At 37.2% G+C, this 22,894-nt stretch carries 29 protein-coding genes; 15 read left to right on the top strand and 14 right to left on the bottom strand.

Annotation, left to right across the window (positions count from 1 at the left end; all coding sequences use genetic code 11):
- Nucleotides 1–86: 86 nt before the first annotated feature.
- The 4 genes from nadE to ABMQ40_RS01055 all read left to right on the top strand — a co-directional run bounded on the left by nadE (nucleotide 87) and on the right by ABMQ40_RS01055 (nucleotide 2,709).
- Nucleotides 87–878: an NAD(+) synthase gene (gene nadE / locus ABMQ40_RS01070; protein WP_370895634.1), complete on the top strand. Its 792-nt coding sequence runs from the start codon at nucleotides 87–89 to the stop codon at nucleotides 876–878.
- 93 nt (nucleotides 879–971) lie between these two features.
- Nucleotides 972–1,472, top strand: coding sequence for a ribonuclease domain-containing protein (locus ABMQ40_RS01065; RefSeq protein WP_370895632.1), 501 nt, complete (start codon nucleotides 972–974; stop codon nucleotides 1,470–1,472).
- Nucleotides 1,473–1,655: 183 nt separating this feature from the next.
- Nucleotides 1,656–1,964 carry a barstar family protein gene (locus ABMQ40_RS01060; RefSeq protein ID WP_370895630.1) on the top strand — a complete coding sequence of 103 codons (309 nt, stop codon included), beginning with the start codon at nucleotides 1,656–1,658 and terminating at the stop codon, nucleotides 1,962–1,964.
- A 145-nt stretch (nucleotides 1,965–2,109) separates the two neighbouring features.
- Nucleotides 2,110–2,709 (top strand): Crp/Fnr family transcriptional regulator, encoded by a 600-nt coding sequence (locus tag ABMQ40_RS01055; RefSeq protein ID WP_370895628.1) that lies wholly within the window; start codon nucleotides 2,110–2,112, stop codon nucleotides 2,707–2,709.
- A 59-nt stretch (nucleotides 2,710–2,768) separates the two neighbouring features.
- Here ABMQ40_RS01055 and pafA read toward each other — a convergent pair whose 3' ends face one another.
- Entirely contained in the window at nucleotides 2,769–4,415 is a 1,647-nt protein-coding gene (pafA, locus tag ABMQ40_RS01050; RefSeq protein ID WP_370895626.1) for an alkaline phosphatase PafA, read from the bottom strand.
- A 194-nt stretch (nucleotides 4,416–4,609) separates the two neighbouring features.
- On the opposite strand from pafA, the gene ABMQ40_RS01045 reads away from it, so the two are divergent.
- The 7 genes from ABMQ40_RS01045 (at nucleotide 4,610) to ABMQ40_RS01015 (ending at nucleotide 10,555) form a co-directional block, all read left to right on the top strand.
- Nucleotides 4,610–5,011, top strand: a complete 402-nt coding sequence (locus tag ABMQ40_RS01045) for a GNAT family N-acetyltransferase (RefSeq protein WP_370895624.1) — start codon at nucleotides 4,610–4,612, stop codon at nucleotides 5,009–5,011.
- Nucleotides 5,012–5,227: 216 nt separating this feature from the next.
- The gene (locus ABMQ40_RS01040; protein WP_370895622.1) at nucleotides 5,228–5,812 is read left to right on the top strand and encodes a TetR/AcrR family transcriptional regulator; all 585 of its coding nucleotides are present in this window, start codon (nucleotides 5,228–5,230) and stop codon (nucleotides 5,810–5,812) included.
- A gap of 59 nt (nucleotides 5,813–5,871) precedes the next feature.
- Nucleotides 5,872–6,609 carry an SDR family oxidoreductase gene (locus ABMQ40_RS01035; RefSeq protein WP_370895620.1) on the top strand — a complete coding sequence of 246 codons (738 nt, stop codon included), beginning with the start codon at nucleotides 5,872–5,874 and terminating at the stop codon, nucleotides 6,607–6,609.
- A gap of 295 nt (nucleotides 6,610–6,904) precedes the next feature.
- Nucleotides 6,905–7,273, top strand: a complete 369-nt coding sequence (locus ABMQ40_RS01030) for a helix-turn-helix transcriptional regulator (RefSeq protein ID WP_370895618.1) — start codon at nucleotides 6,905–6,907, stop codon at nucleotides 7,271–7,273.
- A gap of 78 nt (nucleotides 7,274–7,351) precedes the next feature.
- A complete protein-coding gene (locus tag ABMQ40_RS01025; RefSeq protein ID WP_370895616.1) occupies nucleotides 7,352–8,407 on the top strand; it encodes a tetratricopeptide repeat protein in 1,056 nt (351 codons plus the stop codon).
- Nucleotides 8,408–8,606: 199 nt separating this feature from the next.
- The gene (locus ABMQ40_RS01020; RefSeq protein ID WP_370895614.1) at nucleotides 8,607–9,509 is read left to right on the top strand and encodes an NmrA family NAD(P)-binding protein; all 903 of its coding nucleotides are present in this window, start codon (nucleotides 8,607–8,609) and stop codon (nucleotides 9,507–9,509) included.
- 134 nt (nucleotides 9,510–9,643) lie between these two features.
- Nucleotides 9,644–10,555, top strand: coding sequence for a helix-turn-helix domain-containing protein (locus tag ABMQ40_RS01015; RefSeq protein ID WP_370895612.1), 912 nt, complete (start codon nucleotides 9,644–9,646; stop codon nucleotides 10,553–10,555).
- Nucleotides 10,556–10,715: 160 nt separating this feature from the next.
- Here the strand turns inward: ABMQ40_RS01015 and ABMQ40_RS01010 are convergent, their stop codons facing one another.
- The 4 genes from ABMQ40_RS01010 to ABMQ40_RS00995 all read right to left on the bottom strand — a co-directional run bounded on the left by ABMQ40_RS01010 (nucleotide 10,716) and on the right by ABMQ40_RS00995 (nucleotide 15,841).
- Nucleotides 10,716–11,642, bottom strand: coding sequence for a malate dehydrogenase (locus tag ABMQ40_RS01010; RefSeq protein ID WP_370895610.1), 927 nt, complete (start codon nucleotides 11,640–11,642; stop codon nucleotides 10,716–10,718).
- Nucleotides 11,643–11,756: 114 nt separating this feature from the next.
- Complete coding sequence (locus tag ABMQ40_RS01005) at nucleotides 11,757–12,308, bottom strand: biliverdin-producing heme oxygenase (RefSeq protein ID WP_370895608.1); 552 nt, start codon at nucleotides 12,306–12,308, stop codon at nucleotides 11,757–11,759.
- Nucleotides 12,309–12,335: 27 nt separating this feature from the next.
- Nucleotides 12,336–14,525 (bottom strand): ATP-binding protein, encoded by a 2,190-nt coding sequence (locus tag ABMQ40_RS01000; RefSeq protein WP_370895606.1) that lies wholly within the window; start codon nucleotides 14,523–14,525, stop codon nucleotides 12,336–12,338.
- Nucleotides 14,526–14,827: 302 nt separating this feature from the next.
- Nucleotides 14,828–15,841 (bottom strand): nucleoid-associated protein, encoded by a 1,014-nt coding sequence (locus ABMQ40_RS00995; protein WP_370895604.1) that lies wholly within the window; start codon nucleotides 15,839–15,841, stop codon nucleotides 14,828–14,830.
- A 368-nt stretch (nucleotides 15,842–16,209) separates the two neighbouring features.
- On the opposite strand from ABMQ40_RS00995, the gene ABMQ40_RS00990 reads away from it, so the two are divergent.
- From ABMQ40_RS00990 to ABMQ40_RS00980, 3 genes are read left to right on the top strand one after another with little or no spacing between them, the layout of a single operon-like run.
- Nucleotides 16,210–16,566 (top strand): DUF7674 family protein, encoded by a 357-nt coding sequence (locus ABMQ40_RS00990; protein WP_370895602.1) that lies wholly within the window; start codon nucleotides 16,210–16,212, stop codon nucleotides 16,564–16,566.
- Nucleotides 16,567–16,613: 47 nt separating this feature from the next.
- Nucleotides 16,614–16,745: a hypothetical protein gene (locus ABMQ40_RS00985; RefSeq protein ID WP_370895600.1), complete on the top strand. Its 132-nt coding sequence runs from the start codon at nucleotides 16,614–16,616 to the stop codon at nucleotides 16,743–16,745.
- A gap of 48 nt (nucleotides 16,746–16,793) precedes the next feature.
- Entirely contained in the window at nucleotides 16,794–17,192 is a 399-nt protein-coding gene (locus ABMQ40_RS00980; RefSeq protein WP_370895598.1) for a DUF7674 family protein, read from the top strand.
- A 1-nt stretch (nucleotide 17,193) separates the two neighbouring features.
- Here ABMQ40_RS00980 and ABMQ40_RS00975 read toward each other — a convergent pair whose 3' ends face one another.
- On the bottom strand, nucleotides 17,194–17,418 hold the full coding sequence (locus ABMQ40_RS00975; RefSeq protein WP_370895596.1) for a hypothetical protein: 225 nt from the start codon (nucleotides 17,416–17,418) through the stop codon (nucleotides 17,194–17,196).
- On the opposite strand from ABMQ40_RS00975, the gene ABMQ40_RS00970 reads away from it, so the two are divergent.
- Nucleotides 17,402–17,806, top strand: coding sequence for a VOC family protein (locus tag ABMQ40_RS00970; protein WP_370895594.1), 405 nt, complete (start codon nucleotides 17,402–17,404; stop codon nucleotides 17,804–17,806). The genes ABMQ40_RS00975 and ABMQ40_RS00970 overlap by 17 nt on opposite strands.
- A 187-nt stretch (nucleotides 17,807–17,993) precedes the next feature.
- On the opposite strand, the gene ABMQ40_RS00965 is transcribed toward ABMQ40_RS00970, so the two are convergent.
- From ABMQ40_RS00965 to ABMQ40_RS00930, 8 genes are all read right to left on the bottom strand, one after another.
- Nucleotides 17,994–18,437 carry a hypothetical protein gene (locus tag ABMQ40_RS00965; protein ID WP_370895592.1) on the bottom strand — a complete coding sequence of 148 codons (444 nt, stop codon included), beginning with the start codon at nucleotides 18,435–18,437 and terminating at the stop codon, nucleotides 17,994–17,996.
- Between the two features lie 9 nt (nucleotides 18,438–18,446).
- Nucleotides 18,447–18,803: a hypothetical protein gene (locus tag ABMQ40_RS00960; protein ID WP_370895590.1), complete on the bottom strand. Its 357-nt coding sequence runs from the start codon at nucleotides 18,801–18,803 to the stop codon at nucleotides 18,447–18,449.
- A 209-nt stretch (nucleotides 18,804–19,012) separates the two neighbouring features.
- A complete protein-coding gene (locus ABMQ40_RS00955; protein WP_370895588.1) occupies nucleotides 19,013–19,204 on the bottom strand; it encodes a hypothetical protein in 192 nt (63 codons plus the stop codon).
- A 378-nt stretch (nucleotides 19,205–19,582) separates the two neighbouring features.
- Nucleotides 19,583–20,116, bottom strand: coding sequence for a hypothetical protein (locus ABMQ40_RS00950; RefSeq protein WP_370895586.1), 534 nt, complete (start codon nucleotides 20,114–20,116; stop codon nucleotides 19,583–19,585).
- A gap of 6 nt (nucleotides 20,117–20,122) precedes the next feature.
- On the bottom strand, nucleotides 20,123–20,803 hold the full coding sequence (locus tag ABMQ40_RS00945; protein WP_370895584.1) for a hypothetical protein: 681 nt from the start codon (nucleotides 20,801–20,803) through the stop codon (nucleotides 20,123–20,125).
- Between the two features lie 184 nt (nucleotides 20,804–20,987).
- Nucleotides 20,988–21,431, bottom strand: a complete 444-nt coding sequence (locus ABMQ40_RS00940; protein ID WP_370895582.1) for a hypothetical protein — start codon at nucleotides 21,429–21,431, stop codon at nucleotides 20,988–20,990.
- A gap of 1 nt (nucleotide 21,432) precedes the next feature.
- Nucleotides 21,433–22,266 (bottom strand): hypothetical protein, encoded by an 834-nt coding sequence (locus ABMQ40_RS00935; RefSeq protein WP_370895580.1) that lies wholly within the window; start codon nucleotides 22,264–22,266, stop codon nucleotides 21,433–21,435.
- A gap of 293 nt (nucleotides 22,267–22,559) precedes the next feature.
- Nucleotides 22,560–22,892 carry a hypothetical protein gene (locus tag ABMQ40_RS00930; protein WP_370895578.1) on the bottom strand — a complete coding sequence of 111 codons (333 nt, stop codon included), beginning with the start codon at nucleotides 22,890–22,892 and terminating at the stop codon, nucleotides 22,560–22,562.
- Nucleotides 22,893–22,894: the final 2 nt, after the last annotated feature.

Raw genomic sequence — 22,894 nt, 5'->3', positions numbered from 1 at the left:
TTGTGAACACTGAAACCCGGGATACACCATCTTACGCTCATGAATACAGGAGAAAAGAATTGAAACAGATTAAAAAATAAACGATAATGCAAACAGAAAAAGTAATAGATCATATAGTAGGCTGGTTAAAAGATTATGCGGTAAAAGCAAAGGCAAACGGCTATGTGGTAGGAGTTTCAGGAGGTGTGGATTCCGGAGTGGTCTCCACTTTAGCTGCAATGACCGGCCTGAAAACATTACTGATAGAAATGCCGATCCGTCAGAAAGCTGATCAGGTAGACCGGGCTCAGGAGCATATGAATGACCTGAAATCAAGATTTTCAAATGTGGAAATAATGACCGTAAATCTTTCCCCTGCGTTTGAAGAGCTTTATAAAACATTCGATGTAAAGGATGATATATTTCCTAATGAAAAGTTGGCTTTTGCCAATACAAGATCAAGGCTAAGAATGCTTACATTATATTATTACGGACAGATCAACGGGCTTCTGGTGTGTGGTACCGGGAATAAGGTTGAAGATTTCGGGATCGGATTTTACACGAAATACGGAGATGGCGGAGTAGATGTCTCCCCGATCGCAGATCTTTACAAAACGGAAGTTTACACATTAGCCAAAGCTTTAAATCTCTCCAAAAGCATACAGGAAGCCATTCCGACAGACGGGCTTTGGGATATCGACAGGACAGATGAGCAGCAAATCGGAGCCACTTATCCGGAGCTGGAAAAAATCCAGAAAGAATACGGGACTAAAACAGCAGATGATTATGAAGGCAGGGATAAGGAGGTCTTTTTGATTTTCGACAGGATGCACAAAGCCGCCAAACATAAAATGGAACCCATCCCCATCTGCCATATCCCTGAAGAATGGAAAAACTAATCATTTCCGACCGCTATTGTAATACCCTACCAATGACTGATATCATAAATACCTCTAATCCGGGCAATACGTTGCTGCATAATACCTTTTGCTATGAACAGTAAAACGAGAGCTCTGTTTTTCATAGGGCTGGGCCTTCTTTTCGGTATGTCTGCGATGTACTTCTATCAAAGTTTCACTGCTGATGGAAAAGGAGCCGGAACCCCTGTAAAAACAGAAAACACAGCTGCAGAGAAACAGCATGATGAAAACTCTTCGGATCAGATTTCCATTGACCGGCTGACGGAAGAAAGAACCGTTATTGAATATGTAAAAGAAAACCACAGGCTTCCGGACTATTATATTACTAAAAACGAGGCCAGAAGCCTGGGCTGGAATCCTGCCAGGGAAAATCTTTGTGAGGTATTACCCGGAAAGGCGATCGGAGGCGACAGGTTTGGAAACCGGGAAGGAAACCTCCCAAAGGGCAAAAAGTATTTCGAAGCTGATGTCAATTATCATTGTGGTGGCAGAAATGCAGACAGGATCGTATTTACCCCTGATGGTGATGTTTATCTTACCAAAGATCATTATAAGAGCTTTGAGAAACAGTAACCACATTCAGTTTGAATATCCCTGGTCTTCGTTCTTTAGAAAAGACTAAAGAAGGTTGCCCGTTCAATGATTTCAGCCTGTGAGCATTAAATTTATAACTGCCTAACAAGGCAAATCCAACAAATAAAGAAGCAGGCTTCTATAACTTTTTTTAACCGATAAAAAAACGGAAATCAATACAAAATGAAGACAATATATATAGATTTTACAGACATAGGTGACTATGAAGATTTTTATACACAACTAAAAGAAAAACTTTTGCTTCCCGGGTACTTCGGGGATAACCTCGATGCACTGTATGATGTGGTTTCAGGAAACCTGGAAATGCCTCTTCACATCGAATTTGTAAATATGACCGTGGACCAGCTTGAAACATTTGAAGACCTGCTGACCACTCTTGAAGATGCCGAAGAAGAAGTGGAAGGCTTCAGCTTCAGCTATTACCTGGAGCAGTATGAGGATGAGGAAGATTATGAGGGAGACCAAGAATAACTTTAAAGCCACCTGACCCTGCCATAGCTATTGACAACATGTAAAATACATTAATTAAAAATGGAACAATAGATCCGTTTTGTGTGTTTTTTTTTTTGTTAGCACTGTGTCTATTTAATACTTTTAAAAATCAATATTACCTCTTATGATCATCTGTGAAAGCTTGCTGTTTTCTTATGGAGCAAGACTGCAAAACTATAATCCCGGTGAAATTATCTTCCATGAAGGAAGTATGGCAAAATATTATTTGCAGATAAAGTCCGGAATTGTTAAACTGAATAACTATCATGAAAATGGAAAGGAATTTATCCACGGCATTCCATTTGAAGGGCATTCCGTTGCGGAAACCTATTCTTTTATTGATAAAAAGTACGGTATCAATGCCGTTGCCGTCACAGATTGTGAAATCATAAAACTGGAGAATAGTAAGTTTAAGGATCTCGTTTTGAAAAACCCTGAATTGTTGTTTAATCTTTATTCATATACGGCTGACCGCATGCGTTATAAGTATATTATATCCGCTCCGCTTTCTATGATGGATCCGCTCACTAAGCTGAAAAAGCTAATGAGCCACCTGAAAAACTATTTCGGTTTTGAAGAGGAGCGTTTTTCTTTTCTGGTTCCGTATACAAGACAACAACTGGCAGCACTCACGGGATTACGCATTGAGACCATTATACGGACCATCAAAAAAATGGAAAAACAAGATCTGGTGAAACTGGACAACACCAGAATTTATTACTAAAGCAATAAAAAATCCTTAACCATTCGTTAAGGATTTTATGTTTCAATCAATCAGTCAGTTTATTTTCCGATGACTTCGGTGATCGGATTTCCTATATTTCCGCTTGGAAACTGGATCTTCAGTAAAGAGGAAACCGTAGGAGCAATATCCGTCATATTATAAGGCTTATTGCTTTCTCCATGCTGAATCCCCCATCCCATAAAGATCAACGGGATATGTGAATCGTAAGAGTTCCAGACACTATGGGTAGTCCCTGTTTTAGAATAGGGAGGAAGCATGGAATCATGGGAAATCAGCTGGATGTCCCCGCTTCTCTGTCTGTTGATCCCATTAATGATTCTTTGTTTTATAGGTTCCGGGATTGTAGCTTCCTGAACTTTCTGTACAGAAACCGCATACAGCACAGTAGGGTCTTTTTCCAGCTCATGTACCGTAAAATCCACTACATCATCCAATTCTAATTTATTATCTTTTAACAATTTCCGGTCAAAATAAATCTGATAGTTGTCAACTGCATTAATCAGCCTGTCAACCCCGAATTTTTCTTTCAGTCTTTGATTGATATTCTTTTCCATTCCTTCCCCGAAAAAGCCTGTTGTAATTTTATGCTCCTGCAAAAAGCCTACGGAATGGGCTCCACCGTGGTCTGCAGAAAGGAATACAGTATATTCTCCTTTTCCTACTTTTGAATCGAGGTAATTGAAAAATTGGGCAAGATCCTGGTCAAGCCTTAAATAAACATCCTCTACTTCAATGGAATTCGGTCCGAACTTATGGCCGGCATAGTCCGTTGAAGCCAGGTTGATGGCCAGGAAATCTGTAATGTTATCGTTTCCTAATTGCTCACCGTCCACTGAAGCCTCAGCTAATTTTAACGTCAACGTATTCCCGAAAGGCGTATACCGGATATTGTCTTTTTTAGCCTGATAATCCGCTGCCAGATTGCTGTAAGGGAAAGTAGGCGTTTTTGCGCTTCCAAGCAGGCCTTCCCAGGAAGAGTTGTCCGGTGTGCTTTCCGTATACTGGCTGATGGGAAGTAATGTATTCCAGCCATTGGCAACGAGTTTATCCGGTAATTTCTGTGCATTGAACGCCTTTACCCATTGCGGTAGGTCATTCATATACCAGGTACTTGTAATGAAGTTCCCCGTGGCATCATCAAACCAGTAAGCCCCGTTCGGGGTATGGCCTGCGGGAAGAATTGAGGCCCGGTCTTTTAATGAAACCCCGATAACCTTTCCCTGGAAATTCGTCGCTAACCTCAATTCGTCCGTTACGGTTGTTGACCAAAGGTTTTTAGGTGAGTGGCTTCCTGTTTTCACATTGGTAGTACCTACAGGCTTTACGCTTTCGTCCGTAGTACAATATACATTCTGCCCCGTTTCCTTATCTGTCCAGTCATTTCCTGCTATTCCATGGATCGCCGGAACCGAACCTGTATAAATACACGTATGCCCCAGGGCGGTAACCGTAGGAACATAGTTGATATGAACATTATTCAATGAATATCCGGTATTCAGAAGCCTTTTAAAGCCATCATTACCATATTTACCGTAAAAACGATACAAATAATCCCATCTCATCTGGTCTACCACCAGGCCTACAACTAATTTTGGTCTTTCTAACTGGGAGTTTCTGTTCTTTTGTGCACTGATTGCAACTACGGACAAGAATGTAGCTGCCGCAAGCGAAAATTTCCTAACCATCTGCTAAATTTTACTGGAGACAAAGGTACGGGTTTTGATAATTTTGGTATGTGAAATTTTATTTAAATTTCGCCGTTATGTTCATTTAAATGTTGCCCCATGAAATTTGAAACCGTTTATACAATAATTCTGCTTATATTCGGCCATATTTTATATAAATAGCCTGAAACAATTCTTTAATCCTGATCATTGATATGGAAATTAAAAAGCTGGAAGAACTCACCTGTAACCCGACCCTCAACTGGGGATTAAACGGTTATGAAACCCATAAAATTTTTGTAGTTTCAGCCATCGGGATCGGAAATTCCTTTGAATTTAATCTCAGAGAGAAATATCAGTATTACAGAAAGGTCTGGGAAATAAACTCCGAGGATATTGATGACCTCAATGCTATTATCAGGCAAGGATATTCTTTCGGAGCTTTTGAAAAGGATGAACTGATAGGTTGGGTCATATGCGATTTCAGGGCCTGGAACAACAGCCTTTTTATTGAGAATATGCTCATCAATGAAAGGTACCGGAGACAGAATATCGGGAGGTTATTGATAAAAAGCATCAACCGGGAAGCGAGAATGCTGCAATGCAGAATCGTTTAACTGGAAACCCAGAATACCAATTATCCCGCCATTAAGTTTTATCAGAAGGCCGGCTTCCTTTTCACGGGGATCAATACAAAACTGTATAATGATTCCACCGAAACAGCTTTATACATGAGCTTTGAGGTTGATTGACAAAAACTATGAAGGTTATTTAAGAATTTATTTTGTACCGTTTGGTACAATTATATATCTTTGTATCATCAAAATACAATAATGGCAGGCAGACCCAAAATATTCGACGAAACCCAGGCTATAGAAAAAGCCACGGAAATCTTCAGGAGCAAAGGCTATGACACAGCCTCTGCGGATGAGCTGCTGCAAGCTATGGGAATTGGAAAAGGGAGCTTTTATCTTGCTTTCAAAGGAGGCAAACAGGAGCTATATGTTCGATCTATCAGACAATTTGCAGAAAACTTCAATCGCAGGATCGCCCAGGCAATAGAACAATCAGAAGATAAGATCGAATTTATCCGGCAATTTTTCCTGAGACTGGCTGATGCTGAGGATTGTGATATCGAAAGGGGCTGTTACCTCGGAAATGCGCTGGTACAGCTTTCTGAAAAAGATGAAAGCATAAAAAAAATTACGGCCGGGCTTTTAAAAGACCTGCAAAAGAATTTTGCCAGAGTAATTAAAAATGCCCAGCGATCAGGGCAATTGAAAAATAAGGAAAATCCTGAAATTCTGGCCTGGCACTTAACCAATCTTTGGAACGGGATCCATGTGACCAGACGTATGGAAAGCTCACCGGAAATCCTTCGGTCCCTGATTGAAATGAACCTGAAATTATTAAACTAAATTTTTTTCATCTATTTTGTACCAAATAGTACAATAAATAACAATTAAAATATTTTATTATGAACATTACAAACAACATTATTTTGATCACCGGCGGAGGCTCAGGGATCGGTTTGGAAATCGCAAAAGCATTAAGCACGGCAAATAAGATCATTATTGCAGGCAGAAACAAAGAGAAACTAGATGCCGCGGCCAAGGATCTGGAAAATGTTTTCACTATCCAGGCTGATATTACGAACGAAGCGGATATCAACAGATTGTATGAAGAGGTAAAAACAACTTTCGGAGGATTGAATATTCTGATCAACAATGCCGGCCATGCTTACGCTTATACTCTTACGGAAAATGCTGATATGCATGGTAAAGCGGTAGCAGAATTTACTACGAATTACTTTGCACCGCTCCGGCTTACCGAAAAATTTCTTCCTTTGCTAAAGCAACAAGAAGAAGCAGCCATTGTAAATGTTTCTTCCATCGTAGGCTTTGTACCCGGCTCTCATGTTCCTACCTATTCTGATTCCAAAGCAGCGCTTCATTCTCATACCAGGCTACTGAGATACGAGCTGGCAAAAGATACCCATGTAAAAGTTTTTGAACTGATGCCCCCATTGGTTGACACAGATTTTTCCGCGGAGATCGGCGGTAAGGAAAACGGAATCCCCGCATCGGATGTTGCCAGCGAGCTTGTAAAAGCGCTTCGGGAAAATATTTATGAAGTTCGTGTGGGAAATACGGGTTTATTGTATGACAATTTCTTTGCGGCTACAGAAGGGGCATTCAGTACCTTTAATAAATAAGTAATCGTAATCTATTTCCTACAAAGGGTAAGGCAGCAATATACCGGCTTAAATTTTAAGCTTCTTCATATATTTAAATTTTCATAGGCAGCCAACGCATTTATTGCGTTGGCTTTTTATTCCGGCCATCAGTATTCCTGAACTCTACAACAAACAAAAATTGGACGCTACAACAAAATCTTCTCTTCCAATAATCCACATGATCAGAAGTTTCATCCAGTCACTTGAACCTTACTATAGCGGGACCGAACAGCTGGATGATGCTTTCGCTGACATCAAGCGCGAATAGCTTCTCATGATTCTGTTAAAGGGCAATCCGGACCTGAAAAATATTTTCTTCAACTTCAATATTCCCCACAAAATTGATCTGGAATCTTTCATGAACCATAATTTTAAATTCAATATAAGCCTGGAACGGTTTGCATTTATGACAGGAAGGAGCTTGTCAACATTTAAAAGGGAGTTTAAGGCAATTTTCAATACAACTCCCGGGAAATGGCTGATGAACAAGCTTCAGGAAGCGTACTTTCTCCTGAATAAAGAACATAAAAAACCTACGGACATCTATATTGATCTGGGCTTCGAAGATCTATCCCACTTTTCATATGTTTTCAAAAAAGAATTTGGCATCTCGCCATCGAAAGCAGGAAAGCTGAAAATTTAAACATTGGCTGAGACAATTCTTTATAATATTTGTTAATTTCAAGAGAAAATATGCATATTTGAACTAAACTAATTTACTATGAAATTGCCTGTTTATTTGCTTTTAACAACCTTATCTCTTCAATTGATAAATGCCCAGACAAGGTCTTTCAAATGTGAAAGAATATACGACGCCATAAAATTAATGGACACCGGAAAGTATGATGAAAGTATAGAAATTCTTAGGGAATGTGAAAAAATTGACCCAAAGGATTATTCCTATCCTTATGAAATAGCGTATGCATTCTTTCAGAAAAAAGATTATAAGAATGCAATTTCCCAACTGGAAAAAATAAAAAATTATGAAAATATCAAAGCAGATTATTTTCAGTTACTTGGAAATGTATATGATTACGATGGCAATCCTGATAAAGCAATACATACCTACGAGGAAGGGTTAAAGAAATTCCCGAATTCAGGAAGGCTTTATTTGGAAAAAGGTGTAATGAACGAACATGATAAGCCTTTAGAGGCAATAAAAATGTATGAAAAAGGAATTGCACTGGATCCTTCCTATCCTTCAAATTATTACCGGGCCGCCAAATTATATTTAAATTCTAACGATAAATTATCTGGTTTGATTTATGGTGAAATTTTTCTCAATTTAGAACGAACAACTCCCCGTACACAGGAAATGGGTAAACTGTTGTATGAAGGATATAAAAAATCCATCATTTTTGAGTCTAAGGATAAAATAAAAATTGATTTTTGTGAAGCTGTAATTGATGTACAAAATAAAAAATATCCTTTATGTGTAGTTTTTGGAAAAAATTTTATTTCTGTAATTATAAATCAAAATGAATTTAATTTTGAAAATCTTGCGGCAATACGTAACCGGTTCGTAAAGGAGTATTTCAAAGAAGATTATAAGGATTATCCCAATATACTTTTCAGCTATTTCAAAAAGATGGAAGATAATAATGTCTTGAATGCTTACAATCATTATATTTTCCAGATGGGTGATGTACAAGCTTTTAAATTATGGCAAGCTAATAATCAGGCTGAATATGACAAATTTGCCGACTGGTATACAACCAAGGAGAATGTTATTAAAATTGATAGAGCAAATGCATTTATATCTGATCAAATAAAATAATTACCCTACTTATCAATTCAAAATACGGTTCATTCTGTTTATTCATGATATACAACCTGTTTATGGCAAAAGATATAGCATCATTGATCATACAGGATCTTTAGTTGTTGATCAGGCTTTTTGACTACGGAAAAAGTAGATCCGGCTACATCCGGCTTTCAGCTAATCCTGAACTTTGTTCCCATAAAAATCAGACATTATGAAAATTATCGTAACAGGCTCATTAGGGAACATCAGTAAGCCATTAACGGAAGAACTTATCAGTAAAGGACATGACGTAACTGTAATCAGCAGCAGTCCGGAAAGACGACCTGAAATTGAAAAACTCGGAGCTAAGGCGGCAACCGGGGCAATGGAAAACGTAGATTTCCTGACGGAAACCTTCAGAGGTGCAGATACAGTATATGCCATGGAAGCATTGAATTATGGGGTATTCTTTGATCATAATATTGATTTTATTCAGGCCAATATCAGGATCGGAAAAAATTATAAGGAAGCTATTGAAAATTCCGGTGTGAAAAAAGTGATTCACCTCAGCAGCATCGGAGCTCACCTGAAGGAAGGAAACGGAATTCTTGCCTCTCATTATGAAATTGAGAATATCCTGAACGGGCTCCCGGAAAGTGTTTCCATCAAATATATGCGTCCGGTAGGGTTCTATTATAATATGTTCGCATTCATACCGACTATAAAATCCCAGGACGCCATCATCCAAAATTATGGCGGAGATGAGAAGGAGCCCTGGGTATCTCCTTTGGATATTGCGTCGGTTATTGCTGAAGAAATCGAAAAACCTTTTCACGGAAGAGAGGTCCGCTATATCGCCAGTGAAGAAATATCTCCGAATGAAATTGCTAAAGTTTTAGGAGAAGCTATCGGCAAACCTGACCTGAAATGGCTAATCATTCCCGACAACGAGATACTGAGCAACCTCATTCAGGCAGGGATGAATCCACAAACGGCAAAAGGCTTTGTTGAAATGAATATGGCAAGACGAAGCGGGCTTTTATATGAGGATTATTATAAAAACAGACCGGTGCTAGGAAATGTAAAGGTAAAAGATTTTGCGGAAGATTTTGCCAAAGCTTATCACAATAGTTAAATTGTTCCGCGCAATTTACCGGGATGGAAATTCAGATTGGCCTGAAGAAATATTTGTGTGTTTGAATGAGGGTATGGGAGTTCAGTTTTTGGCTCCATTTATTTCAAATCAAAGAAAATAATTAATTTTATATTATGAAACCCATCAGAATAAAGACTATCAGCGAGTTCCATCAGTTCCGTAATCTGCCGAAGCCCGCACATCCGTTGATCAGCGTGGTGGATTACAGTAGCATTAAACATAAAGCTGATGTGAAGGAATTGAGCTGGATTTTTGATTTCTATTCCATTTCCATCAAGCGGACTTCCAATGCGAAAATGAAATATGGCCAGCAGGAATATGATTTTGATGAAGGAGTAATGTTTTTTATGGCTCCCGGGCAGGTTTTCAGCATTACAGTAGACCCGGAATCCACAGTGCAGCATACGGGATGGATATTACTGATCCACCCGGATTTCCTCTGGAACACCTCCCTGGCCAAAACCATAAAGCAATATGAGTATTTCGATTATGCTGTGAATGAAGCTTTATTTCTTTCTGAAAAGGAAGAAAATATCATCACCCAGATTGTTGAGAATATCCGGCAGGAATATCACTCCAATATTGATACCTTTAGCCAGAATATCATCATTTCCCAGATTGAGACCCTACTGAACTATTCGGAGCGCTTTTACCAGCGGCAGTTCATTACCCGGAAAATCTCCAACCATAAGATTCTGGACTCATTAGAGCACTTGCTCACTGCCTATTTCAACAATGGAGACCTGGCAACAAAAGGATTACCGAGCGTGCAGTCTATCGCTGACCAGCTGAATGTTTCGCCGAGCTATCTTACGGGCTTACTGAAAGTCCTGACAGGGCTCAATACTCAACAGCACATTCACGAAAAGCTGATTGAAAAAGCGAAGGAAAAACTGTCAACTACCCAGCTATCCATCAGTGAAATTGCCTATGAGCTGGGATTTGAACATCCCCAGTCTTTCAGTAAGCTGTTTAAAAGCAAGACAAATCTCTCTCCTTTAGAGTTCAGAAGGTCTTTCAACTGATAGTGGGATCAGGTAATTGAATTGGGACTCCTGGATCAGAGAATGGTTATCTGATTTATTAGAGTATAGTGACATTTGTTCACCCTGCCATGGTTCTTATAAATTGCTTCCCGCGCCCAATGGGCGCGGGAAGCAATTTATATAATGTAAATCTGATCCATTAAAACTTCAGATCCCCATTCACTTCTCTCACGGCATTTGCAGCCTCAGCGAATTTCAATTGCTCTTCAGCAGTAAGGGTAACGTTCACGATCTTTTCTACGCCATTTTTCCCGATGATAGCAGGAACACCAAGGCAGATGTCGTTTTGTCCGTATTCCCCTTCAAGCATTAATGAACAAGGGATCATTTTTTTCTGATCGCATGCAATTGCCTGAACCATTACGGAAACAGCAGCTCCCGGAGCATACCAGGCAGAGGTGCCTAATAATTTTGTCAGGGTGGCCCCTCCCACTTTAGTTTCTTCAATCACATACTTCTGCTTTTCTTCATCTAAAAACTCAGTTACAGGAACACCGTTTCTTGTCGCTTTGCTCAATAGAGGAAGCATTCCAGTATCACTGTGAGCAGCGATTACCATTCCGTCTACATCAGAGATCGGAGCTTCTAACGCTTCCGCTAATCTGTATTTGAATCTCGCAGAGTCCAATGCCCCGCCCATTCCGATGATCTTGTGTTTTGGAAGACCAGACGTTTTGTGTACAAGGTAAGCCATGGTATCCATTGGGTTAGAAACTACAATGATGATCACATCCGGAGAGTGTTTCACCAAATTTTCAGTAACTTCCTTCACGATACCTGCGTTGATACCGATAAGCTCTTCTCTGGTCATTCCAGGTTTTCTTGGGATCCCTGAAGTGATCACTGCCACATGAGAACCTGCAGTTTTGCTGTAATCTCCTGTTGTTCCGGTAATTTTGGTATCAAAACCGTTCAGCGATGCTGTCTGCATCAGATCCATTGCCTTACCTTCAGCAAAGCCTTCCTTAATATCTACTAAAACTACTTCTGAACAGAAGTTTTTCATTGCGATGTATTCTGCACAGCTTGCTCCTACAGCGCCTGCACCTACTACAGTTACTTTCATTTTGATTTATTTTTTTAAATTATTTGTTCTCGTTTAATCCAATTTTGACTCCCAAATTTAAACATTCCTGAAAAGTTGAGCAATTTTTCAGGAATTTATTCCAGATGATGAAAATCAGTTAACGTTCAGTAAAAAAGTATATAGTTTTTTGGCTCCGGACAATACCTCATCATAATTTTCCTTTTTCACCTCAGTATCCAGCACTTCCTTGAAATTTTTCCACATCAGTCCTGTATTTTCCTGATAGCAGCCAAAGAAGTTAAAGGTAATATGACTGAAGCCCTCAGTTTTGGACAGCTGTTTTACGATCACATTTCCTCCCAGAGTAGAGCCTTCGATCACATACATGGCTCCCAAAGCTTCATGCTCATTGCTAAATTCCAGATGATGGGAAGCTTCCTGGCTCTCCAAAGCCAGACTTTCAAGATCTTTTTTGATAAGGGGAAGCTTTTTTCTCTGATCCAGACGCAGCTTTTCCGCGAATTTCCCCGACAGGCTGCTGAATATCTGATCTTCGGAATGAAGAAGCATCAGATAATTCGCCCGGATAATTTTTTTATAATCCTCCAGGGAAAAAGTCTTATTAAAAATTTTTTCGGAATTAAAGAGCTTCTCGGCAGCATCGTGGTATTCAGCCGTATTTTGTTTAAGATATTCAGATACCATAATAGAGGATTTAAACTTTCCCCAAATTTAAGGCTTTTTAAACGTTAAAATGAAAGAAGTTCCCTCTTTATTACTTTCGTAGTCAACCTGTCCGCCGATCCTTTTCATAATCCTGTGAACAATAGATAATCCTACACCGTTCCCTTTAAACTTTTTCGCATTATCCAGCCTGTTGAAGATCTTAAACATCTTATGCTTTTCTTCTTCGGGGATGCCTATCCCATTATCCGTAATCCTGTATGAGACGGTTTCCCCTTCCTCGGTACCTTCAATCACCACTTTGGGTTCATCCTTATGTGACGAATATTTTACAGCGTTATTGATGATATTCAGAAACACCTGATGAAGCATGGTCTTGTCTGCCAGCACATCGGGACAGTTTTTAATGATTATTTCAGTCTTCGGGCTGTTATACGTGATTCTGGCATTTTCGGAAATCTTCCGGATTGTTTGTCCGGTGGGCAGGCTTTCCAATTGTATTTCACTGTATTTGGCACGGCTTAGCTGTAAAACGTCATGCATCATTTCCGCCATATTATCAATCTCTTCAATAATGGTATTGATCTTACTTTTACTTTTTTCCGAGCCGTCTGCAAGATTATTCAGCAACATCTGCGCATTAAGCTTCATCACTGTCAGAGGCGTTCCCAGATCATGAGAGATGGTATAGGAAAAGCTGTCCAGCTCTTCATTCACTTTTTTCAGTTCATCATGCAGCCTTTTAATGGCATTATAGTTTTTGTGGGAAGTTTCCAGAATAAGGTCTCTTATCGCATGCACGGCACTGATGTTTCTGGAATTCCATCTTTTAGAATTTCCTTTAATATTCTCTGTAAAAAGCCGGAAAGAGGTCCTTGGGGAAATAATCTGCCTTTCTTCTCCGTTCTGAGAGAATACAGTGATCTTTTTCTCCGGGTTTCCGGCCCAGTTGATATGTTCATCAAATTCTTTACGGAACCAGATCAACATTTCATTTTTACTCCTTTCAATAAAGTAAATGATTATCCCGGCCGTATTTTTATCCAGTCCCAGCTCTTCTCCATGATCCTTCAGAAAGCTCCGGCTTATATAGATATTTTCTTCTGTATTGTTCTGCGCCCACTGCACAATCCTGTCAATGGCCGCACGCTCCGGAACAATGCCTTCGATTATCACATTTTCATCTGAAACAATAGCCAGACCATCCGCCCCCGGCAATTTCCTGATTTCGGCTTTATTATGGGTCAGCGCATCGAACAGATTATTGTACTTCAGGAATTCAGACTTCAGACGGGAAGATTTATCATTCAGCTCCAGACGGTATTTCAGCTCTTTTTTGGATTTAAAAGAAGAATATGCATTCGAGGCCAAAGCCGTAAAAATCCCTGCCTGTACCCTGTCCTCAAGATCAATATGCTTAGGCTCCGGGTTCTGACAGGTGATGAGGCCCCAGAGATGATCATCGATAATTATGGAAACACTGAAACTTGATGCCACTCCCGAATTTTTAAGATACTGCCCGTGAATGGGTGACATGGCCCTTGAAGCCGTAAAAGTAAGGTCGATAGCTTCTCTTTTGCTTAAAAGTGGGACGGTTTCAGCGTATACATTACTGAAAATCCTTTTCCTTTTCTTCAGATAAAGCGCTCTGGCCTGCTTAGGAATATCCGTTTCCGGATAATGAAGACCGAGATAGCTTTCCATGTCCTCTTTTCTTTTTTCGGCAATCACTTTCCCGGAGCCATCCATCATGAATTTGTATACCATCAGACGATCATAATTCACTATGGGTAAAAGAGTGTTCAGAAGCTGGTCCCAAAGCTCCTGCTCATCATCTATAACGTAGAAATTATCATATTTGTTGGAAATACGTTTGTTAGGATTCACTACAACTTCTTCAAATTCCAGAAAGATATCTTTATTGCTTCTGAAAACGGAGAAATGATATTCTTTTCCATTGATAAAAATTTTATCAAAATAGGTTTCGTTTTCTCTTTTCGTAAACCTTTCCAAAGAGGTATAGATATCCGAACTGATGATGCTTTGAAAACTTTCAGGAAAGTCAGTGATTTTTTTATCGAAAAGCTGCTGTATGTTCTCAATAGTAAATATATCCGTAATATTTTCGCTAAAAAAAGTAATGGAATAGGACTCTGAGTCAATGCCAATCAGATATCCAAAACTTTGTATGCACCCAGGGATATGAATGGGTTCCTCATGACACTCTACAAAATTCATATAATATTTTGACCTATCAAATATAACGTTTTTTTTACATTTATCGTATTTTAATGCAGAAACAGATACCACAAAAACGCATTAGGTCTCGGTTTTGTGTACATTTAAAGGTAACGGTAATGGCAGCCTGAAGGCATCAGGTATTTTTCTTCAACGATTGCGATTATTCTTGGGGGTTTATGTCTAATTTTTTCCCCTTCATGACAAAAGCCCCCGGCACATACTGTATGGGCTTAGACAGGTCGATGATTTCTGGTGTCATGTCAGAAAATTATAATCCGTAATCTGTTATATTGCCTACGTTATGCCTCTTTATCAAAATACAGCATATAATACTTCCCTTTCTCATCCTGCCCCTGGGCAATCATTTCCCGGTTACCGTGGATGTAAATGTGGAAATTCTTATCCAGTTTGATAATGCTTTTAAAATGCCGCTGTGTTTTCTTTACAGCCGTTTGATTGATAGGAAATTCTTCAGCAATATTGATCTGCATATCCTGCTCATAGTCTGTTTTAAAATTGACAAAGCTTTCGATCACATGCTCATCACCCAAAACTTCTTTATTAAATTCATCCAGATTAAATTCTTCCTTTTCTTTGAAGAAGTTAATGGACTTATTTAAAAAATCAGCCTGGTCTGCCCTGGACACCTCAAACTCCTGGGGCAGCTGCTTGGTGATATAATCTTTATATACCATCAGAGCCTCCTGGGTATGGAAATATTCATCATCACGCTGTTTTACTTTAAGGAAATCCTCAAACCAGTAATACACATCTCCATTCTTGTTGTTATCAACCACAGACAGCACGTATCCGCTTTCCTTCCCGTTATTGTAAATCAGGGCGGCCTTATCAATTTTCGAAAGGCTGATCCCCTGATCTTTTTCCAGTTCGAAACTCTCATTCTGAGGGAATATCTTCAGAAAAGACTCCCTCTTTTCCGTTTTAAAGATCCCGATTTTATCCACTTTATCAGCACCTTCTCCCTCACCGTCAAAATATACGATAAACAGCTCGCCTCCCTGGACCCTCGGATTCTCAGCAGCTTCAAAAAGATGCTTCGCAATATTCTCAGATTCCCAAAGAAATTTTGCCTTATCATCAAAAATTTCAGAAACAGAGCTGTAAACAGGGTTATTTACAAGGTAAGAATCACTGTAAAACTGGTAAGTTTCTTCGGATTTGAAAGAACCTAGAAAGTAATTTTCCAGCAGCTCTGCCATTCCTTCGTCCAGCTGCAGTTCTTCCTGGGAAAGGATTAAAGACTCTCCGTTAATTTTATTTCCTACTCTGTGTACTATGATTTTTGAAAACATCTTTGATTTTTATGGACTGCAAAGATATTAATTATCTTATATATTCCAGAGCATTCCATTCTGATAAAAACCTTATCATTCTGACAAGGTGATAACATTTTAAATCCGCATCATAAATAAACCAAATAACTGATTTACAGATAAATACTATAAAATTAATTTCAAAGGAACACCATTGGCATCCTCACTTTAAAACATAAGTAATGGACTTAAAAACAGTAAACCGGATTGACAGGTTAAGAAGACTGAAAAGCAAAAGGCCGGCAACTCCAGAATGGTTAAAGCCTTACCACCTCTTGTTAATGGCTTTCATGACGGCTTTAATTATGGGTGCTTTTATAAAAATTATAGAACAAAATTAAATTAGTATGGATTATTTACAGGCAGTTCAGGAAATTGAAGATGTGGTTCCTGACATTCAAAAAGAATTGAAGAAATATAAGATTCAAAATTCTTACAGTGTTGTCCAGACTTTTACAGATCGGATCAAAAGGATGATCCGCCAAAATGACAGATATCTTCTGTTTAAAAGCCTGAAGAAAATGAACAGCATTTACAGGAACGGAGATACCCTGCTTAAAAGTGCAGTGGAACATACGTTCATCTACTCTCTGGACAGTTGCACCATATGCTGTAGTGAAGAATACAGGAAGGTTATCTTCAGCTATATTTCCCGGGAAATGCAGCAGATATATTCAAGACAGGTGTACAAGCACAGCATGTAAAATTTTCATTACATTTTTCAACTATTTTATTACAAAAATATGATCTTATGAAGACAAAAGTCAGAAAGTCATCAGACTGGAAACAATGGAAAAGAGCGAATTACAGGCATAATATGGAGATATTGGCGATCCATGTTGCAGTGATCATCGGGGTATTTTTACTGGCAGCCTGTTTATAGTTCGGTACAGTTTTAGCTGCAATAAAAATGTTTTTGAAAAATATTAATATGATGAACGCGCAAATGCAAACTATTAATCAAAGAATAGCTGTAGAGTATTTAAAATTTTTCTATCCAACCATCCGAAATGAGATCACACAACTGTCAACGCAAAATAATTTTGCAGGAATCATCCAGGCAACGATCAACTATCTGAAAGATCTTTTACAGGAATCCAAAATTAATATCATCGCTCATCACATCAAGTTGATGGACTGGATTTACAGAAACGGGAATTCTTATGTAAGAGATATGATCGAAAATCTTTTTGTAAGATCATTTGAAAGTTTTAAAAAGCACGCAAAAACCCAGCATTGGAAGCTTCTTTACCAGTACATGCCCATGAGTTTCCAGATGATTTACAACGAACAGCAAAGAAAGGACGAAATCTTTTTCGGTAAAAATTAGATTAGATTAAAAGAGTCAGCTCCCCGGGAATCCGGGGAGTTTTTTTTGGATTGGCGGATGAATTGTTATATTCAACCCCAAAAGCCAGCCCCATACATGTCAGGTCTTTATGAATCTGCCGTGCCGGTATGGAAAATTCAACTCCCACTGACATACCCTTGTCATAGCCTGTAGTTACCTTTGAAAAGTAATTTTTAAACAACAGCAAAATGAATTTAGTATCCATCCGTATTATCACCGCCAACATCAATGGCCTGATAGAATTTTACGAGCAGGTAACAGGAGAATCTGTTGTACAATATACTCCTGATTTTGTCGAACTAAAAACAAAGACTGCAACCTTAGCCATCGGCAGTACCAAGACATTGCAGCTTTTTGGTGGTGAGCATATTGCTCAACCAGCGGAAAACCGCAGCACCATCATAGAGTTCAGGGTTGATGATGTAGAGAAGGATTATGAAAGATTGGCAGATTTCCTGCATCCGTACCTCGTCCAGAAGCCAACAACAATGCCCTGGGGAAATAAATCTCTTTTATTCCGCGATCCAGACGGAAACCTGGTAAATTTTTTCACCCCATTAACACCGGAAGCAGTTAAGAAATTCAGTACTTAATGGATGTGCCGCAATAGCCATAAGCGGTCATGATAATGTAGTTGAGGGCGTGTATTACGATAACATTTTTTCTTTAATATTATTCCGGAAATCTCTCAATTATATTTTGTTTGTATGCTTATTATAAGTTTCTCCAGCTGTTTTGTAAAGTATAAAAAACCGCCTCTTGTGAAGGCGGTTATTATTATTATTCTTTATAAACATACCTCAAAGGTTTATTTGCGGCAATATGGTCTTCTATTAACTTCTTGAATCCTAAAGCTCCATAAATTAAACCATCTACATAAAATTCTCTTCCTTTGTGATAAAGATAGTATGTAGTTCCTTTAAATTCAAAAGGCTGGCTTCCGTATTGTTCCGGAAATTGTTGCCGCAATTCTTCTTTAAAAGGGTTAAAATCAGGATGTTTTAATAATTCTTCTATTCTTCTATCCAGAGTAGGTAGTATTTCTTGAAGTTCTGTCACATTTATTTCAAAATTTTCATTCCCACTAATTTTTTTTTCGATAGAACTCTTCAATAGCGAAGAAATAGGGAAACTCTTATATTCTTCGATAAAATATTGTTTAATTATTGGACCATAATGTAATCCTTTCTCAAATACCTTTTGTAAATATTTATTTCTATCCATTTTTAAATTTTATTTTTCTAATACTACTATTACTGATTCATCTTCCAAACGAATACTCCTTATTTGGATAAATCCTCTTTTAGACATTGTTTTATAAAAAGCTGTATTTCTAACAGCTTGCATATCATCACCTATTTCAAAATAAGTTTCCCAATACTGTTTGTATCCCAAGGATTCTCCACCTGGATAATCAGGCAATTGTTTCCATTCCACTTTTATCGTTTTTATTCTTCCTGCAAAATGGTTAAATGCTTCATCGGTAAATTTTTGCCCTAGTCCTCTTACTCCATAGGTATTAAAATCAAACTCCAACTCCCCTCCCCATACTCTCGCAGAGTTTTTCCAAACAAATCTTTCATCTGCCACTTTCCAGACTATTTCGTCTTCATATATCAATGCAAAATTTCTGTTTGAGCTTATACGATTACCACACGGGATTAACATCTCTACTATATCATGGTAGAGGCATCTGCTCCAAAGATGTAGCATTCTATACTAAGATATCGCGCCAACTCGAACATAAAATAAAACTGCTTCTAACTACTTAAAAGCAGTTGTTAATGATTTTCTAAAAATTATGTTAGAATATTATGATAGTCTATCACAAATGACTTTATATTATTTTCCTTATCAAATTTCTCTGTGATCTCCTTCATTTTTTCGTCATATTTAAAAGATTTTTCAGGGATTTTATTTTCTATGATACCTAAAGCAAAATAAGGTGGCATTTGGTGTTCAATGAAAAATACTCCGGAATCGTCTTCCAAATCATTTAATAAATTTACAAAATACTTATAAAAATCATTTTCTACGATTTCTTTTTCATAATAATCTGTAATTAATAAACATACAAATTCAAAATACTTTTCTCTAAGAAAATTTTTTTTTATTCCGTCATCAGTATCGGTAAAATAAATTGACTGTTCTTGATAGGTTTCATTTTTATAATCTTTTACTTAAATATTTAGTAAGAACTTTAGCTCCTTTTTCAATTGTTACTGCAATCTGAAACTCTTTATGTGCCTTTGTAATGTAATTCCCTCAACAAACTATAAAATACACTAACCGTTCAAAAACTGAACGGTTAGCTAAATAATTTAATTATATAATTACGAAAAGCAGAAGTAAGGATAATGTTCAAGCTTTTATAAATCTGGCATAGGACTGGCTTTAGCGCCTTCATTAATTAATCGGATTTTCATATCTTTAAAATATTTTATATCTCCAAAAGTCCCGTCTTGGAAATCTTCCTTATATAATTCACCATCTCTCATAGGATCTAATAAAAATGCAGGAAAGACTTTATCTAAATTTTTCTTATTTTCCAAAGAAATTCCCGGATCATTTTTATATAGGCTGATACTGTCTATACCAATCCAGTTATAAAGAAAACGAATGTCCTCAAAGAAAGGCCCATGATCTATTAATATTCTATAGTTTGATGGACGATTAACACTTTGAATTATATATTTCCAATCATTTAAGTTAAAATCTTTCCATATTTCTGGAATAATGATAAAAAGACTTCTTAAATCAGTATTCCACAATTCTTTTGTATTAAGCAAACTAATTATTAAATCTTTAGGATTATAAGTTAGTAATTCATTTTTCAAGAGTTTATAAGAATCCCAACCGTTTTGTTTTAATCCTTGGTGTAGTTTTTGTATAATTTCTTCCATATTTTATTATTTTAAATTTTCAATAAATATTCTTTTATTTATTCTCATACTTGTAACAAAGCCCGCATTGTTAGACTCTATAATAAAAATGTCATATCTTGCCCTTTTTATTGGTACTTCAAGTTTATTTAATATTTCTATTAACCTTTCAGCCTCTTCAAGTGTTGGCCTATAATGCCCTGATAAATTATGCAATTCCGAAATTTTCCCATTTTTAAAACGCATGCTTCCTGCTGCTAAAACTTCTTCTCGGTTACCTAATAAATGATGTTTTTCTCCTAATCTTAACAATCCATCATTTGTAATTACAAAATCATATTCTCTAGTTTTAAAAATATTCCCTGTTGTTTGCTTAAAAATCCCATTAGAATCAACAGTATAAGATAAAATAAATCCATCTTCTGGCAACCCTTCTGTAGGAAATTTATTAGTAATCTTTGGTGTTCTTTTGCAAAAAGCAGATACTCTAAGTTCTTCTAGAATTCCTCCAACTTTTCCGAAATTTGAACTTGCTCTTTGTAAATCCATTAAGGTTTTTTGATAAACCTTATCATACCTGCTTCCCTGAGCAATAATCTCTCCTTTATATACCAATGCAAACTTTCTGTTCGAGCTTATGGCTCCTATTACATCAGGATTAATTCCCTTTCCTATTTGTTCGGTAATAGCTGCTGCATCCAGTTCCATAAAGAATGCCCCATGTTGTATCAAGGCATCACATTCTGACGTTTTTGAAAAGAACTCTGCACTTGGGATTACCCCACTCTATCTGCTGAAACAAACGAAGGTTTATCCTTTGAAAAGCTCCGCTGTTCATATCTAAAGGAAGGAATGAAAAAACCGCCCATTTTTGAGCGGCTTAAATTTATAGTTATTCTTCCTTATAGATACTTAAATACAAAGGTTTTTCTTCTGCCAAACATTCTTTTATGATTTCATGAAGCTGTAATAAATCTCGTAAAGCTTTATCATTATCATTAATATCTATTGGACGAATATCAAGTTCAATAGTTTCTCCTTTATAAATTACTGTATCCGTCCCTTCTTTTATCGGAATATGAACTCTAAATGACAACCAATATTCGATCTGCTCTTCCAATGTCTTATTAAAAGCAAGTGTTTCTTCTTTGGTTAGTGATCTATCCTTAAAATTCATACTTTGTAAGTAATGTGGAATAGATTTATTTATTAACTTTAAATATTTTTCATCCGAGTACGTAAACTCTGAACCATATACATATTTGTTCTTTTTATTTTTAATAAAATCAAAATGATCTTGATTATATTTCATTGCATTACTAAATACTATTTTCATTTTATTTTGTTTTTAAAAAATTAACAATTATTTCGTCTTCTTTAATATTACCTATATCATACCTAACTTTTCCGAACCCTTTTACTTTCATTTTAGATCCAGTAAAAGTGGACAATGCAGCTTCTTCAATACTTTTCCCAGCAGCTCTAACTTCCCAAAATTTAGTCAAATTAATAGATTGCCCTCCATAATCTTCATACATCGTAGCTTTTTTCCACCAACCGATAACACCATCTAATTGTCCAAACTTTTTATTAGTCTCATAAAAAGTGATAGCATCCGAAAGTATTGAATCTCCTAATCCCGAATATTTATCTGTAATAGTTTTAGGAATATTAAAATCTCCCATCAACATTTTTTCATTATCAAAAACCGGTAACTCATTTGCTTTAGCACTTTTAGCATCCAACAGGCGGGTAAAACAATTTAGCTTCTCTGTTTTTCCTCTTATACTAAGGCTATATACCAGCTTGTCTCCTTTTTCCTGCGCTCTTATAAGTTCTCCAGCATAATTTCCAAATTCATCGATTAGTTTGAAACTCATTTTAATTCCTTTGTCCGGAGTTCTTCCGAGTTCCGCACCCTCTTCTACAGACACAATTCTTCTTCGGTTAATAATGGTTTCTAAATATTCCCCGACTTTCTCTGGGTTGTAGCTCACCTTTTTTAAATCCATCAAAGTTTTTTGATAAGCCTTATCATATCTGCTTCCCTGAGCAATAATCTCTCCTTTATATACCAATGCAAACTTTCTGTTCGAGCTTATGGCTCCTATTACATCAGGATTAATTCCCTTTCCTATTTGTTCGGTAATAGCTGCTGCATCCAGTTCCATAAAGAATGCCCCATGTTGTATCAAGGCATCACATTCTGACGTTTTTGAAAAGAACCCTGCGCTTGGAATTACCCACTCTGTCTGCTGAAATATGCGGAGATCCTTCCTTTGGAAGACTCCGCTATTCATATCCAAAAATAGGGAAAGTATAAAAATAAATAATTAGCTTAATTACTTAAGCGGTTGTTACTAATCCTACTAAAACGATGAATGAGGAATTTGCTATAAACATTGTTTAATAATGAAGACACCTTAGAAATAAAAACCGTCTGACATTACAGACGGTCCTATTTTTACATTGCTTCTATTTCTGATAATCTTATAAGATAATCCTCACTAAAATATTTATTTAATGTATAAATAATATATTCATAATGAATTTTAAAAAATCTAAAAAGTTCTTCATTGCTATAAGGAGATTCTAATAATCCTTTATAATCATATTCAGGGTGTTCTATAATCCATTCAAAAACCTTTTTATCATTTAAAACAAAGTCAATTTTTAGGTTAGTTAGGTCAATATCTTCCTGTACACCTTTGTACATGTCTTTTAAAGTATGAATCTGTTTCACAGGCCTTCTCCATACTGCTGCGTGTATTGCATCTAAAATTAATTTCTGCTCCATTG

This window comes from Chryseobacterium gossypii, assembly GCF_041361455.1.
Taxonomy (GTDB): domain Bacteria; phylum Bacteroidota; class Bacteroidia; order Flavobacteriales; family Weeksellaceae; genus Chryseobacterium; species Chryseobacterium gossypii.
The sequence above is the reverse complement of the archived record's forward strand: the minus strand, read 5'-3'. Positions and strand labels throughout refer to the sequence as shown.

Coding starts and splice junctions, on each gene's coding strand:
- ABMQ40_RS00995 (WP_370895604.1), bottom strand. CDS start 15,841: ATGTTTTCAAAAATCATAGTACACAGAGTAGGAAATAAAATTAACGGA.
- ABMQ40_RS00970 (WP_370895594.1), top strand. CDS start 17,402: ATGAATTTAGTATCCATCCGTATTATCACCGCCAACATCAATGGCCTG.
- ABMQ40_RS00980 (WP_370895598.1), top strand. CDS start 16,794: ATGATGAACGCGCAAATGCAAACTATTAATCAAAGAATAGCTGTAGAG.
- ABMQ40_RS00965 (WP_370895592.1), bottom strand. CDS start 18,437: ATGGATAGAAATAAATATTTACAAAAGGTATTTGAGAAAGGATTACAT.
- ABMQ40_RS00930 (WP_370895578.1), bottom strand. CDS start 22,892: ATGGAGCAGAAATTAATTTTAGATGCAATACACGCAGCAGTATGGAGA.
- pafA (WP_370895626.1), bottom strand. CDS start 4,415: ATGGTTAGGAAATTTTCGCTTGCGGCAGCTACATTCTTGTCCGTAGTT.
- ABMQ40_RS01025 (WP_370895616.1), top strand. CDS start 7,352: ATGAAATTGCCTGTTTATTTGCTTTTAACAACCTTATCTCTTCAATTG.
- ABMQ40_RS01035 (WP_370895620.1), top strand. CDS start 5,872: ATGAACATTACAAACAACATTATTTTGATCACCGGCGGAGGCTCAGGG.
- ABMQ40_RS01065 (WP_370895632.1), top strand. CDS start 972: ATGAACAGTAAAACGAGAGCTCTGTTTTTCATAGGGCTGGGCCTTCTT.
- ABMQ40_RS00945 (WP_370895584.1), bottom strand. CDS start 20,803: ATGGAACTGGATGCAGCAGCTATTACCGAACAAATAGGAAAGGGAATT.
- ABMQ40_RS01040 (WP_370895622.1), top strand. CDS start 5,228: ATGGCAGGCAGACCCAAAATATTCGACGAAACCCAGGCTATAGAAAAA.
- nadE (WP_370895634.1), top strand. CDS start 87: ATGCAAACAGAAAAAGTAATAGATCATATAGTAGGCTGGTTAAAAGAT.
- ABMQ40_RS01060 (WP_370895630.1), top strand. CDS start 1,656: ATGAAGACAATATATATAGATTTTACAGACATAGGTGACTATGAAGAT.
- ABMQ40_RS00950 (WP_370895586.1), bottom strand. CDS start 20,116: ATGGAAGAAATTATACAAAAACTACACCAAGGATTAAAACAAAACGGT.
- ABMQ40_RS01055 (WP_370895628.1), top strand. CDS start 2,110: ATGATCATCTGTGAAAGCTTGCTGTTTTCTTATGGAGCAAGACTGCAA.
- ABMQ40_RS01000 (WP_370895606.1), bottom strand. CDS start 14,525: ATGAATTTTGTAGAGTGTCATGAGGAACCCATTCATATCCCTGGGTGC.
- ABMQ40_RS00935 (WP_370895580.1), bottom strand. CDS start 22,266: ATGGAACTGGATGCAGCAGCTATTACCGAACAAATAGGAAAGGGAATT.
- ABMQ40_RS01030 (WP_370895618.1), top strand. CDS start 6,905: ATGATTCTGTTAAAGGGCAATCCGGACCTGAAAAATATTTTCTTCAAC.
- ABMQ40_RS00940 (WP_370895582.1), bottom strand. CDS start 21,431: ATGAAAATAGTATTTAGTAATGCAATGAAATATAATCAAGATCATTTT.
- ABMQ40_RS01020 (WP_370895614.1), top strand. CDS start 8,607: ATGAAAATTATCGTAACAGGCTCATTAGGGAACATCAGTAAGCCATTA.
- ABMQ40_RS00990 (WP_370895602.1), top strand. CDS start 16,210: ATGGATTATTTACAGGCAGTTCAGGAAATTGAAGATGTGGTTCCTGAC.
- ABMQ40_RS01010 (WP_370895610.1), bottom strand. CDS start 11,642: ATGAAAGTAACTGTAGTAGGTGCAGGCGCTGTAGGAGCAAGCTGTGCA.
- ABMQ40_RS01015 (WP_370895612.1), top strand. CDS start 9,644: ATGAAACCCATCAGAATAAAGACTATCAGCGAGTTCCATCAGTTCCGT.
- ABMQ40_RS01005 (WP_370895608.1), bottom strand. CDS start 12,308: ATGGTATCTGAATATCTTAAACAAAATACGGCTGAATACCACGATGCT.
- ABMQ40_RS00975 (WP_370895596.1), bottom strand. CDS start 17,418: ATGGATACTAAATTCATTTTGCTGTTGTTTAAAAATTACTTTTCAAAG.
- ABMQ40_RS00985 (WP_370895600.1), top strand. CDS start 16,614: ATGAAGACAAAAGTCAGAAAGTCATCAGACTGGAAACAATGGAAAAGA.
- ABMQ40_RS01045 (WP_370895624.1), top strand. CDS start 4,610: ATGGAAATTAAAAAGCTGGAAGAACTCACCTGTAACCCGACCCTCAAC.